The organism is Aerococcus viridans, assembly GCF_002083135.2.
Classification (GTDB): domain Bacteria; phylum Bacillota; class Bacilli; order Lactobacillales; family Aerococcaceae; genus Aerococcus; species Aerococcus viridans_C.
The window spans coordinates 518,022-531,474 of sequence record NZ_NBTM02000001.1 but is presented as its reverse complement, the minus strand read 5'-3'; the positions used below and the strand labels follow the sequence as shown (position 1 = coordinate 531,474).

The 13,453-nt window shown below is 37.2% G+C and carries 9 protein-coding genes and 2 pseudogenes; 5 read left to right on the top strand and 6 right to left on the bottom strand.

Annotated elements, in window-relative coordinates:
* Positions 1 to 143: 143 nt before the first annotated feature.
* Positions 144 to 1,322: a 5-methyltetrahydropteroyltriglutamate--homocysteine methyltransferase gene (locus tag A6J77_RS02675; RefSeq protein ID WP_083068029.1), complete on the bottom strand. Its 1,179-nt coding sequence runs from the start codon at positions 1,320 to 1,322 to the stop codon at positions 144 to 146.
* A gap of 128 nt (positions 1,323 to 1,450) precedes the next feature.
* On the opposite strand from A6J77_RS02675, the gene A6J77_RS02670 reads away from it, so the two are divergent.
* Complete coding sequence (locus A6J77_RS02670; RefSeq protein WP_227645104.1) at positions 1,451 to 1,903, top strand: LysR family transcriptional regulator; 453 nt, start codon at positions 1,451 to 1,453, stop codon at positions 1,901 to 1,903.
* A gap of 159 nt (positions 1,904 to 2,062) precedes the next feature.
* Here the strand turns inward: A6J77_RS02670 and metF are convergent, their stop codons facing one another.
* Positions 2,063 to 2,944, bottom strand: coding sequence for a methylenetetrahydrofolate reductase [NAD(P)H] (metF, locus tag A6J77_RS02665; RefSeq protein WP_083068022.1), 882 nt, complete (start codon positions 2,942 to 2,944; stop codon positions 2,063 to 2,065).
* Between the two features lie 3 nt (positions 2,945 to 2,947).
* Complete coding sequence (gene metE, locus A6J77_RS02660; protein ID WP_083068021.1) at positions 2,948 to 5,200, bottom strand: 5-methyltetrahydropteroyltriglutamate--homocysteine S-methyltransferase; 2,253 nt, start codon at positions 5,198 to 5,200, stop codon at positions 2,948 to 2,950.
* Positions 5,201 to 5,684: 484 nt separating this feature from the next.
* Here metE and A6J77_RS02655 point away from each other — a divergent pair.
* The 3 genes and pseudogenes from A6J77_RS02655 (at position 5,685) to rpsI (ending at position 7,606) form a co-directional block, all read left to right on the top strand.
* A pseudogene (locus A6J77_RS02655) lies at positions 5,685 to 6,603 on the top strand (LysR family transcriptional regulator).
* A 152-nt stretch (positions 6,604 to 6,755) separates the two neighbouring features.
* Positions 6,756 to 7,199 (top strand): 50S ribosomal protein L13, encoded by a 444-nt coding sequence (gene rplM / locus A6J77_RS02650; protein WP_004262667.1) that lies wholly within the window; start codon positions 6,756 to 6,758, stop codon positions 7,197 to 7,199.
* A gap of 14 nt (positions 7,200 to 7,213) precedes the next feature.
* Entirely contained in the window at positions 7,214 to 7,606 is a 393-nt protein-coding gene (gene rpsI, locus A6J77_RS02645) for a 30S ribosomal protein S9 (protein WP_004262670.1), read from the top strand.
* 22 nt (positions 7,607 to 7,628) lie between these two features.
* Here the strand turns inward: rpsI and xerC are convergent, their stop codons facing one another.
* The 3 genes and pseudogenes from xerC to A6J77_RS02630 form a co-directional block, all read right to left on the bottom strand.
* The gene (gene xerC, locus A6J77_RS02640; RefSeq protein WP_083068019.1) at positions 7,629 to 8,924 is read right to left on the bottom strand and encodes a tyrosine recombinase XerC; all 1,296 of its coding nucleotides are present in this window, start codon (positions 8,922 to 8,924) and stop codon (positions 7,629 to 7,631) included.
* 158 nt (positions 8,925 to 9,082) lie between these two features.
* Complete coding sequence (locus A6J77_RS02635) at positions 9,083 to 9,265, bottom strand: hypothetical protein (protein WP_396122150.1); 183 nt, start codon at positions 9,263 to 9,265, stop codon at positions 9,083 to 9,085.
* Positions 9,266 to 9,299: 34 nt separating this feature from the next.
* A pseudogene (locus A6J77_RS02630) lies at positions 9,300 to 10,141 on the bottom strand (Rep protein).
* Between the two features lie 581 nt (positions 10,142 to 10,722).
* Between A6J77_RS02630 and A6J77_RS02620 the strand changes: the two are divergent.
* On the top strand, positions 10,723 to 13,257 hold the full coding sequence (locus A6J77_RS02620) for an AAA family ATPase (RefSeq protein WP_083068018.1): 2,535 nt from the start codon (positions 10,723 to 10,725) through the stop codon (positions 13,255 to 13,257).
* Positions 13,258 to 13,453 lie beyond the last annotated feature (196 nt).

Below are 13,453 nucleotides of genomic sequence, written 5' to 3'. Positions count from 1 at the left end.
TACAACAAAGTAAAGCTCAAAGGATTCACTTTAACTTCTCGCATTGATTGAAGTGATTGCTGATATAAGAATAAAGACATAAAAAAGAGGTTGGCGTGGGGAGCCAACCTCTTTTGAAGGATGATAGTTTTTTTGATTAGGGATTATTCACCAAAGTATTTGAATGCGATTGCTTGTCCTTGCTTGATTTTGTCCCATTGGTTTTCGTGGGTTAATTCGTTACCACCGTCACATGAGGCAAAGCCACATTGGTGAGATAGGTATAATCGATCTTTTGATACATATTTGCTAGCTTCTTCTAAGCCGTTTAGGGCGCGTTCTTCATCGTCTAAGTCAGCTGTTTTTGAAGATAGTAAACCTAATACAACTTCTACTTGGTCGTTGTCTTTAAAAGCTTCTAATGCGTCGATTGAACCAGCACGCTCGTCGTCCCACTCTAAGTAGAAACGGTCGTAACGTTGGTTTTTCAAGAAATAATGAGCAATTTTCTCATACGAACCGTCAGCTAGGTGTCTAGAAGCATAGTTACCACGACAGTTGTGGGTATATACTTTTAAACCTAATTCATGACCGTAATCAATAATTGCATTGTTAATAGCTACATAAGCTTCTGCACTGGCTTTAGCTGCCTCAGCGTCCCAACTACCATCTTCATTTCTAAATGGTGAATTTGATGCATCTTCTGCATGGATAGTCCATAAACAGTCATCTAATTGGATGATCTTACCGCCTTCTTGTACATATTCATCTAAAAATTCTTTGTAGGCCTTGATTAATCCATCTTTTAATTCTTCTTGTGATTTGTATACCTCGTTGTATGTTTGTAGGTTTAAACCTAAATCAACATACATATGACCTGGTGAAGGGATACAAACTTTCACATCAGCATCTGAATCATTTAAGGCTACTAAACGTTTGTAGTGGTCGATGAAGGGATGGTTTTTACCTGATAGTGGTTTGAAGATTTCAATCCCGATGTCTTTACGTGTTTCAAATGGGGTTTCGTCGTCATGATCAACAAAGATATACCCTTTGTCAGCAATGAAACGACGTACGCCGTCAAATCCCCAAACGAAGTCTAGATGCCATAATGATTTTGAGTATTCGCCATCTGTAATTTCAGGGAAGTCTAATTCGATTTCTTTTTTTACGATATCAGCAACTGCCTCGTCTTCTACTTTTTCATAGTTATCGAAATCTTGGTAGAATGGATATTGGATATCGTCGCGTTCCTCGATTTGACGTTTGTAGGCTAATAAGTCTTCTGGACGTAAGAATGAACCAACTGTAAGGAATCGTTTTGAAGTTTGTGTTTGTGTCATAATAATGTTCTCCTTTTTCGATAAAATATTTTTGAACTTGTTATGAGTATATGGGTCTGGCATAATAATTACAAATAACTATTATATGTCGGTTTTCATAGCTTGAAACTATGGTAAGGAGTGAGCGTATGCGGATTGAAGATTTGCAGTATTTTATGAAGGTTGTTGAAGTGGGGAATATGACGCAGGCGGCCAAGGACTTGTTTATTGCCCAGCCGTCTTTGTCGAAAGCCATAGCCAATTTGGAGTCTGAGATTGGGGTAACTTTGTTTCAGCGGACGGCTAAGGGGACGGTTCTGACGGTGCAAGGGGAGGAATTCCTCCAGTATGCACGGCAAGTCTTGGAGCAGATTGACTTGATGAACCACCGCTACAAAGAAGGCATTACGGCCAATCGAATATTCTCCATTTCCGCTCAACATTATGCCCTTGTAGTAGATGACTTCGTAAAGCTTCTTAGCGAAATGGACGCTGATCAATATGAAGCAACCCTAAAAGAAGAGTGGACCTTCGAAGTCTTGGACGACGTAGCCAATTTGAAATCAGAAATTGGTGTTATCTATGCTTCTCAATTACTCTAAGAACAGCTGCGACTCTTTCATCTAACGTATGATTAGTCCCTCTTTTAGACATAAAAATGCCCCCTTTACAGTAGTAGAGAACTTTTATTATTTCTCTGTCTACTATATTGGGAGCATAGCAAATCACGCTGGAGGCTGTTGCTTTATATAATTTGCTCTTTATACGCCTAAGAGTTCCGTAGTTTGAAACAATGATTTTGTTGCTTGATGAATTTGCCGAGCGGTATCGGATTGATTCATGGTATATAAATGAATGCCATCCACGCCTTGTGTGACTAAGTCGACAATCTGATCAATGGCGTAGGCAAGCCCCGCTTCACGCAATGCGACAGGATTGTGTTCATATTTTTCTAAAATTGCTAAAAATTTCTTCGGCAGTTGAGAAGAGCTGACTTTAATTAGACGTAAAGCCTGTTTACGATTTACGATAGGCATGATCCCAGCCAAAATGGGGGCATCAATCCCTGCCAGTGAGCATCCTTCTTTGAACTGATAAAATTGTTCATTGTCAAAGAAAAGCTGTGTAATCAACTGACTGCAGCCAGCTTCTACTTTTTTCCTTAGATGCTTGATATCAGAAATCCGGTTGTCTGAATCTGGATGAATTTCAGGGTAGCAAGCACCTGAAATGTCAAAGTAGGGTGCTTGTTCCTGAATAAAACTAACCAAATCACTCGCATAAGAAAAATCTCTTTTAGGTGGAATTCCTTCAACAATATCGCCTCTAAGAGCTAAAACATGCCGGATTCCTAGTTTTTCAAGCTGTCCAAGGATGGTAGATACTTGTTGCTTGGATAAATAAGCTGCCGGTAAGTGTGCAATGGTAGGAATTCTCAATGTGTTTGTTACATAATCAGCAATTTTGACGGTTGTTTCTTCAATATTAGCTTTGTTATTACTGCAAGTTACGCTAATAAAATTCGGCTGTAAATCCTGTAGTTCATTCAAGGTCTGAATCAATTTTTTTGTACCAACTTGGGTATTCGCTGGAAAAACTTCAAAAGATAGGGAAGTGCCATTTCCTCTTTGAAAATCGGTCATTGCCTACAGCTCCTTTCGAATCGTCTTCACTGCTTGCGTCATGTTTTCCAGGCTCGCTTTTGTTTCACGTTCCCCACGAGTCTTCAAACCACAATCCGGATTAATCCAAACTTTCTCTTTTGGAACCTTTGCTAAAATTGCTCGAATGGTTTCGGTAATTTCTTCCACTGAAGGAATTCGTGGTGAGTGGATATCATAAACACCGGGGCCAACTTGAATTTTAAAGTTTTGTTTTTGTAATTCATCTATAATTTCCAAATTAGAACGAGACGCTTCAAAGGAAATGACATCCGCATCCATATTCTCAATCGCAGGGATAATATCGGTAAACTCGCTATAGCACATATGGGTGTGGATTTGCGTTTGGGGTTTCACTTTGCTGTGAACCAATCGAAAGGCAGGGATTGCCCAATCCAAATATTCTGAATTCCAATCACTTCTTCTTAATGGCAACTTTTCCCTCAAAGCAGCTTCATCGATTTGAATCACGCGAATACCGTTTGCTTCTAAGTCCAATACTTCTTCCTGAATCGCCAGAGCAATTTGTAAAGTAGATTCACGCAATGAAAGATCCTCTCGAGGGAATGACCAATTTAAAATGGTCACCGGACCCGTTAACATTCCTTTTACGATTTTATCTGTTTGTGACTGCGCATAAGCAGACCATTCCACCGTAATCGGTGCTGCTCTTGAAACATCTCCCCATATGATAGGCGGTTTCACACCACGAGTGCCGTAAGATTGTACCCAGCCATTTTTACTAAATAGATAACCTTCCAAGTTTTGTCCGAAATATTCGACCATGTCGTTTCGCTCAAATTCACCGTGAACCAAAACATCTAACCCAATTTCTTCCTGCCAAGCTAACCAATCATTCGTTCGGTTTGCGATAAATTCTTTATAGTAATCTTGACTGATTTCTTTTCGTTTGAAAAGAGCACGCGTCTTTTTGACATCTTTCGTTTGTGGGAAAGAACCAATCGTTGTAGTCGGTAGTAACGGAAAATTAAAAATGTCCTTTTGCAAAGCTTCTCTTTTTGAAAAATCTGGTTTCCTTGTAAAGGCATCTTGGGACAATTGATTGATTTTTTCCCCTAGAGCAGTATTTACCGCAATTCTTTCTGATGCAAACAAGTCTTTATTTTCAGCCAGAGCAGCGCTGCTTTCTCCATCAAGAATTTCTTTTAATTCAACGAGCTCCTGTAACTTTTCTTTAGCAAAAGAGAAATGCCGCTTGATTTCTTCAGGAAAACTTTCCTTTTCTACTGTGAATGGTACGTGGAGCAAGGAGCAAGAAGTAGACAGGACATAATTTTTCACCCTCAAACTCTCTAATAGGGCCAAGCTTTTCGAATAGTCATTTCGCCAAATGTTTTTTCCGTTAACGACTCCTGCATACAGAAATTTGTCTTCTGGAAAGGCAGTTTGAACCAACTCGATATTTTTAGTACCTTCCACAAAGTCCAAGCCGATTCCTTCTACTGCTAAGGCAGTCAATTCATGATACACGTCACGTACATCACCAAAGTAAGTTTGAATGAGGATTTTCAAGCCAGCTTTATCTGTAAGCAAGGAATCATAAAGATCTACAAATAATTTCTTTTCCGCTTCATCAACATCTTTTACCAAAGCAGGTTCATCTAATTGAATCCATTCTGCACCGATTTCATTCAATTTGTGAAACACTTCTTGGTATCCTTTCACCAAGTCAGCGACAAAGTCACGAGCAGCTAATCCATCTTCAAACTCGCTTAGTTGAAGCAAAGTAAAAGGCCCAACTAAAACAGGGCGGCTATCAATTCCCAAATCCTTGGCTTCTAAGAACTCATCAAAAATTTTGCTCGTACTAATTTGAATAGCGGTGTCTTTTTCAAATTTTGGTACGAGATAATGATAATTCGTATTGAACCATTTTTTCATCGGGAGAGCTTTAATATCGCCTTTTTCTCCTTGGTAACCATGTGCTAAAGTAAAATACTTATCTAGGGAAGATAAGTCACTTTTTTCGACTTCTTTTGGAAGAATATTGAATAGAAATGCAGTATCCAAGGTCTGATCGTAAAAGGAAAAGTCATTACTTGGAATAGAATCAATTCCTGCTTTTTTTAATAGTGTAAAATGCTTGCGCCGGATTTCTTTTCCAATTCGGAATAATTCTTCTTCATTGATTTCGTTTCGGAAATACTTCTCCGTCGCAAATTTTAATTCACGGTTTTCGCCCAACCTGGGGAAACCAATAATGGATGTTTGAGTCATAGTGAATCCTCCTTTGTTGTTATCACCTGAATAATTCATACCTCTAATATCAAAGGCTGTTTTATCTATATTGTTATATTTTCTTTATCGTTTATCATCTTCTATCCTAATTGATTAATTTTTTTGGCCCTTATAATTATTTTGAGTTTTTTCACTTTTCAAACTCAAATTTTGGACGCACTGCTCCTTGGGCCATTTTAAAATTTTAAAAAATCTGGTTATTAAATGTACTGCCGAATCCTTTGGTTTTGCCTGAATACGGTATAAAATTCTCGCTGATAAAGGGGTTCTTTTTCATCACCTAATGGGTGATGAAGCAGATTACTTTAAAGACTAATAAATCAATGTTAGGAAAGACTATTAGTAAAACTATGAATTATTCAGGTTTTGAACTTGTTATGAGTATATGGGTCTGGCATAATAATTACAAATAACTATTATATGTCGGTTTTCATAGCTTGAAACTATGGTAAGGAGTGAGCGTATGCGGATTGAAGATTTGCAGTATTTTATGAAAGTTGTTGAAGTGGGGAATATGACGCAGGCGGCCAAGGACTTGTTTATTGCCCAGCCGTCTTTGTCGAAAGCCATGGCCAATTTGGAGTCTGAGATGGGGGTAACTTTATTTCAGCGGACGGCTAAGGGGACTATATTGACTGTACAAGGGGAGGAATTTCTCCAATATGCAAGGCAGGTTTTGGAGCAGATTGACTTGATGAACCACCGCTATAAGGAAGGAAGTCAGGCCAACCGGATATTTTCAGTATCCGGCCAGCATTATGCCTTTGTAGTGGATGCTTTTGTGAAGTTACTTAGAGAGATGGATGCAGACCAGTATGAGGCGACATTAAAAGAAGAACGAACATTTGAGGTCTTGGATGACATTGCTAATTTTACCTCTGAGGTGGGCGTTATTTACCGGTCTAATTATAATCAGAAGGTATTAGAAGGGGCTTTTCAAGAGAAGCAACTGACTTTTACGCCATTGTTTAAGACTGCACCACATGTGTTCATTGATAAAGGTCATCCTTTAGCGAAACAAGCGACCATTAGTTTAGATGACTTAACCGCTTATCCTCTATCCTCGTTTATCATATGAACAAGGTACTCACAACTCTTTCTACTATTGGGAAGAGATTTTAGCAGATATCCCTGTCCCAAAACGGATTATCGTATCTGACCGGGCAACTTTATTTAATTTACTAATTGGTTTAGATGGCTATACGATTTCTTCAGGGATCATTAATGATGATTTGAACAGTCCGGATATATTAGCAATCCCCCTCGAGTCAGACGAGGTGATTGAGCTAGGTTACCTAACCGCTAACCGTCACCAGCTGTCTTCTATTGCCAAGCGCTATTTAGGCTTACTTGAAGAATCAATTCAACAATATGCTAAATAAGAAATCTATGATAAGTGATTTTTTTCGTGGAAAAAGATTGACGTAGTGAATTCCAAAGTGGTACAATATAAGACGGTATTGTTTGCCCCATGATAGGCCCCGGAAACCAATTATGAATCGAACAATCAGACAAGATAAACGGAGGAAATATAATGCGTACAACATATATGGCGAAAGCAAATGAAGTTGAACGTAACTGGGTTGTCCTAGACGCAACAGATGTTCCATTGGGACGTCTATCAACAGTTGTGGCAAGCATGTTACGTGGTAAAAATAAACCAACATTCACACCAAACGTTGATACAGGTGATCAAGTTATCATCATCAACGCTGAAAAAGTGAAATTAACTGGTAAAAAAGCAACAGATAAAAAATACTACCGTCACTCAGGTTACCCAGGTGGTATCTATGAAACAACTGCAGGTACATTACGTGATGAAAAACCAGCACGTTTAATCGAAACTTCAGTTAAAGGTATGTTACCAAAAAACCGTTTAGGTCGTGCTCAATTTACACACCTACACGTATACGCTGGTGCGGAACACCCACATGCAGCGCAACAACCTAAACAATTAGACATTAACGAATTAATCTAAGGAGGGAAAAGCAAATGGCACAAGCTCAATACATCGCAACAGGCCGTCGTAAAAACTCAACAGCCCGTGTACGCTTAGTACCTGGTACAGGTAAAATCGTTTTTAACGGTAAAGAAATGGCAGAATACCTACCATACGAATCATTATTCGTAATCGTTAAACAACCTTTAGCAGTTACACAAACTGAAGGCCAATATGACATCTTCATCAACGTTAACGGTGGTGGATATGCTGGTCAATCAGGTGCAGCTCGTCACGGTATCTCTCGTGCGTTATTAGAAGTAGATCCTGACTTCCGTAAACCACTAAAAGATGCTGGTCTTTTAACACGTGACCCACGTATGAAAGAACGTAAGAAACCAGGTCTTAAAAAAGCACGTAAAGCACCTCAATTCTCTAAGCGTTAAGAACAGCTTTATATCAACATTTTCAGGCGTTTCGCAATTCATTTTGCGAAGCGTCTTTTTTTGAGTTGACACCATTGTTGACACCATTCCGGTCTGCAATATTTTGAGAGAGTTTGCGATAGGCGATCTCACCAACAGGCATTTGGATGACGTTTGGTGTATTCACATAGGTTCTAGTTACATTGGTATCGCTATGAGTCAGCGCTTCTGAAATCTGTTCAAGTCCAATCCCAGACTTTTTAGCCAGAGTCGCACCAGTATGGCGCAGCTTATGCGGTGTGGCGTGAGCCAGATTTTTATGGCGCCGCTCGATCGAGTTCATACGGTAGTTTAAGTAATCCGTATGCAGTCGTTGGTTGACATTGCCCTTGTCATCGAAAAATGTGAAAACGAGCTGTTCATCGGTTTGCTCGATTTCAAATTGTGCTAAATCTTCTTGCTGTTGCACTTTCCATTGTTGAAGCAGGAGTTTTAGCTCATTGGGAATATGGAAAATCGTTGTTTTATTTCCCTTCGTACTCTTTTCATTCCCGAATTTATCTAAGGCAGAGCCGATCGTGATTTGAGCTTTTTCAAAATCAACATTTTTCCATTTAATGGCGTAAGTCTCAGATTTTCGGTCAGATAAGAAAAAAGTCGTTTGGAAGAGAGCATAGTCTTGCAAAGTAAGCAGTCCATTTTCGTAATCCTCTTGAGCCGCTTGCAACCATTCTTGCAACTGCTCAAAAGATAAATACAAGTCTTCCTCTTTTCTAGCTGCTTTTAACTGATTCTTCTTAGTTGCTTTGGTCCGTTTCAACGATTTTCCCAACTTATTTCGTTCGATATATTCGAGTTCTTCCGCCCAATCAAAAATGGAATTTACATAGCTTCTCAATGTTTTGAAGTTGGCGCACTCCGCTGCTTTCTTCGTCATCACCTTTAAAACAAACGCTTTGTTGTGATTAAGATGGTTTAGCGTGTACTTGCCAAACATCGGAATGATATGCAAACGGAAAACATCTTTTGTGTTAGCTACAGTGACTGCTGTTGGTGGATTTGTATTTGTAGAAGTCAATCCAGCAACATAAGCATCCAGCCAGACTTCCTCGTAGAAATCCTTGAATAATGCTTCTCCGCCTAATTCTAAAGCCGTCTTATCCTTACTTTCTCGAGTTTCTTTGATTGAGGCATAAAAATCAATTTCTGCGTCTTTTGCCTCCTTATTGGTTTTGAATGTCTTAGAGTAAAGCTTGCCTACCCCCAAGCGTTCCTGAATATCTTGAGGGTAGTAGAGCCGTACTCGATAGGTATTGTTCTTCGTTTTGCTAATTGCCACAGTATTTACCTCCGAGTTTGCGAGCCGAAATCAAATACTATAAATGAATTATAGCAATGCCGGAATTATTTTGCCATGCCTTGTAACCACTGATCGATAGCGACACGATCGAATCGGTTTGATCCATGGATCTTGATTTGCGGCAGATCTTCTTTAATCTAACTATCCAGCGTATTATTTGAGATTTGAAGATACTTGCAGGTTTGCTCTTTGTTCATATAGCGATATTGCAGATTTTCCTGATTCTTGATTTGTTCGATTTGAGAGACGATAACGCTATTTAGTTGGTTAGAGATCGTCCCTAGCTGTTCGTCACTCAGTAAAATGGTCATTTCTGTCATAGGATTCACTTCCTTAGAAAATATTTTGATTTGCTCAGGCAGAATTATTTTTTATCTTGGTGTATCGTACAATGCTTTCTTGAAAATCCATACATTTCTCGCCGCTATCCTTATCATTGAAGAAAATAGGGCGTTTCACGAGATAGTCGTTCGTATAGATGATTTATTAATCACTTGTGTCGAATGGTTTATCTACCAGTCGTTTTGTGACCTTTGGATCTTTCAAATTACGTGATTTGAAAAAGGCCTTCTTTTTGTGTTCCTTTAGTTCTAAATCTTTGTCGAAATATTTGCTGACGTATCGTCCGCGGTTTTCGATGCTATCCACGTCGATCTTGTTGATTGTGATAAATCCATGTCCCCAAACTTCGCTTAGCTGCTCAAAAGGCATATAAGGAAAGGTAAAGAGGATGATATGGTAGTGGATGGCACCACGTTGCTGTTTTTCCCACGTGGCTAAGTATTTTAGTTTCGCTTTTTTCGTATGATAGGTTTGGTAGTTTAACCGTTTGATAAATTTTTTGAATTCATTATTCGCATCATCAATATCTTGAATATTTTCCTTAAAAGTGAGCGTTAAAAATTTCGTTTGATCGTCAAAATTCATATCTATCAGTCGGGCGATCTCAAAACGTTTATTTTTATAGTACTTCTGTTTGCGTTTCAAGCTGTCGTATTGTCCCTGAGCAGATAATTCATCAAATTCTTTTCTCTTATCAAGTTCCTCGTTATCTTCATAGATCCATTCAAGCTCTTGTCTTCGTTCAGCATCAATAACCATTTCTTTTACTTTTTGTTTAGGGTAATAATTGCTTCGTATTCATAAATTTCAGTGTACGTGGGAGTTTCAATGATTTTTTGATTGTAGGCTTTCAAAAATCATCACTCCTTGGTTACTATTCAGTTGATCAATGATCTGTCTGAAGAATTGACGGATAAACCATTTACGGGAATGTTTGGCGGTGAAGAGTTGGTGGAGACGATTCAGACGCTGCGACCGACGTTGATTAAGTTGTATGGGGAAGTGAGTGCTGATCAGGTGGAGGATTGGTTTGGGAAATAGATCACGAGTTAAAACAAAATTTTGATTGTGAGTAAAATCAATGCAGAAAACTGTAATAGATATTTTGAATACTATTTCCTTTTTATTTGTTTATAACAATCATAATTGAGGTATAATTTCTTTGAGTGTGAAAAATGATTACTTATTGATATTTGTGAAATTGTGGATAAAGTATACGGAAGCTTAATGTATTAGTTTTATTGGGTAAGCCATTATTGATAGAATAGCAAATCTCGGATGTAAAATTCTGACTAATCATTTATTTAGTCGAAAAATTTTCTGTGATGCAGTTGCCTTGATTAAATAAAAATAGATCATAAACAGTTTTGGTGGCATATGAGTGTAGTAAATATGTATGTTAAGCGATTATTGTTTTAAGAAAGGAAAGTTTAGGATGCTCAATGAAATTGTTGAATGGATTAAGAATCAGCCTTATTGGCAACAATATTTAGGAAACCTAATATTCGCGAATGGAGATTTAGATGATGCTAGACTAGAAACAGTATATTTACTATTCAAGCAAGAATTTGATTTAGTGGAGCAACCTCTTCAAAAAGAAGATTTGCCTTTCTTAATAAAAAACGATATAAGTGAATCTGCTGAATATTATACATGGGATGGAGTATCAAACATAACTGGCGTAAACGCGCTTAGTTCAAAGGAATCCTTAAGTATAGGTAGCCAAATCACTTTAATCTATGGAGAAAATGGAACAGGTAAGTCAGGATATACTAGGCTACTAAATAATGCTTTTTTATCTAGAGGAGATAAAAATATAATCTCTAATATTTATAGTGATGCAAATGAAGAGATTGGTGCCAATTTTCATTTTACTGACCTAGCTGGAAAACAGTCCGTTATAAATTTTCCAAAAGAAAAAAATAAAAGTTTGTTCAATAGTGTGGCAGTTTTTGACACAGTCAGTGCTATGAACGATTTGACAAAAGAAAATGAAATTAGTTTTGCACCTATAGAGTTTAGATTTTTTGAGGATTTAATGGCCGGTTTTGTATATGTCAAGAATAGTTTGGAAACGGCTATAAAAAAACTCCAAGTTGAAAATCCGTTTATTATTTATTTTAAAGAAAACACGTCGATAAGAGATTTAGTGCTATCTTTGAACAAAGATACAGACTTAAATAATTTGGAACAAAGAATAACACTATCGGAAAAACTAGAAGTAGATTATAAAGAAAAAATGAAAAGAAAAGCAATTTTATTAGGCTTGAATGTCAATAAGAAAGTGGCCGAATACAATCATTACAAAACAAACTTGAAGCAACTTGAAGAAAAAATTAAAAGATTAAATGAGAAGTTTTCCTCGAATAGATTGCAAAAAACAAAGGATTTATTGGTATCAAAAGAGGAATTAGAGCAAATATGTGATAAGGAAGGTTTGAAGCAATTTAAGGATGATAATATATATTTGCTTGGATCAAGTGAGTGGAAAAATTTTATTCAGGTAGCTGACACATATTACAAAGCTATTGATCGAGAAATTGATCATTGTATTTTCTGTGGTCAATCATTAGAACATGTACACTTAATTGATAAGTATTGGAAGTTTTTATCTAGTGCAGCAGAAAAAAATTTAAGTATGGCAAACAAAAACATCAACAAAATAACGGGTGAGTTTTTATCTCTAGATACAAAGCTAATTGTCAATGATTCAAAATTAGAAGAATGGTTGAAGGAAGAATATCCAGGTCATTTACAAATAATTTTTGATGCAGAACTAAAATTTGAAGAGATGAAAAAAAATATTGTGGAAAATCTGGGTTCTAATAATTTAGACTTTCGAATTGAGAATAAAGCTATCAGTACAGATAGTTTTAATGAGATATACAAACAACTTGATAAAAAGATTACGGAATTAAATCAGGAGGAAGTTGCTTTTGAATTGAAGGAAATAAAGAAATTTGAAGAAGAGTATGATGATATTAAAAAGTTAAAGGGTTTGTTACCTCAAATTAATAGTTACATTCTAAATTTGAGATGGATCGATAAAGCACAGAGAGTAAATCCCTCAACAAACAGAATCACAACATTTCAAAATCAGTTATTTAAAAAATATGTTACTCAAGAATATGTTGATAATTTTAAAGTGGAATGCAAAAATTTACAGACGAATTTTTCTGCGCAAATTGTACAACGAGGACGAAAAGGAACTACGCTGAGCAAATTGACTGTTCAAGGTAAAAGACCCATTGAAATATTGAGCGAAGGTGAGCAAAGATCAATTGCTCTTGCCAACTTTTTGGCTGAAACGAAATTGAACCCCAATAATAATTGCCTAGTTTTTGATGATCCAGTTAGTTCTTTGGATCACAAAAGGCGAGAAGCGATTTCAAGGCGACTTGTCGAAGAAGCTAAATGCAAACAAATCGTTATATTTACACACGATATTACTTTTCTATTAAGTATTCAGCAATATTGTGATAAGGAAAACATTTCTTATCAAACTACAACGCTCAGAAAGCTCCAGAATGAAGCAGGATTTGTACAGAATAATGTGCCGTGGATTGGAATGACTGTGAAGAACAGGATTTCGTATCTTAGAAATGAGTTGCAAAGTGTAGAAAAAACGTATAAGTTATTGCAATCTGGAGATGTCAATAAACAAGACGAGTACGAAAAAAGTGCAAAATTATGGTGTGAGCAGCTTAGAGAAACTTGGGAACGGATGATTGAGGAGATTCTATTTAATAATTCTGTACAAAGATTTAGCCCTGCAATTCAAACACAAAGGTTAAAAAGTGCTTTATTTACAAAAGATTTATATCAAGAAGTTGAAAATGGAATGAGTAATTGCTCCAATTGGGTTCATGATAGGGCTGCGGGATTAGGGGAAGCTATCCCTACTCCGGAGGAGCTGATAGCTTATCTGGAGGCGTGTGATTCTTTTCAAAAATCAAATAAACCTAAATAATAGGTGTTGCGTTAAATGCTCAATTTCGGCTCGCGATTTTTTATGGAAAATTGACACCAGTGCTTTCAAATTATCTGAAAGCAAGTAAAATCTTTGTTGATTATACAGACGAAATCAGTTGACATTAAAGCTTTTCCAAGCAAATTAAAAAAACAGGGAGTCGAACCAGGTCTTAAAAAGGCGCGTAAAGCACCTC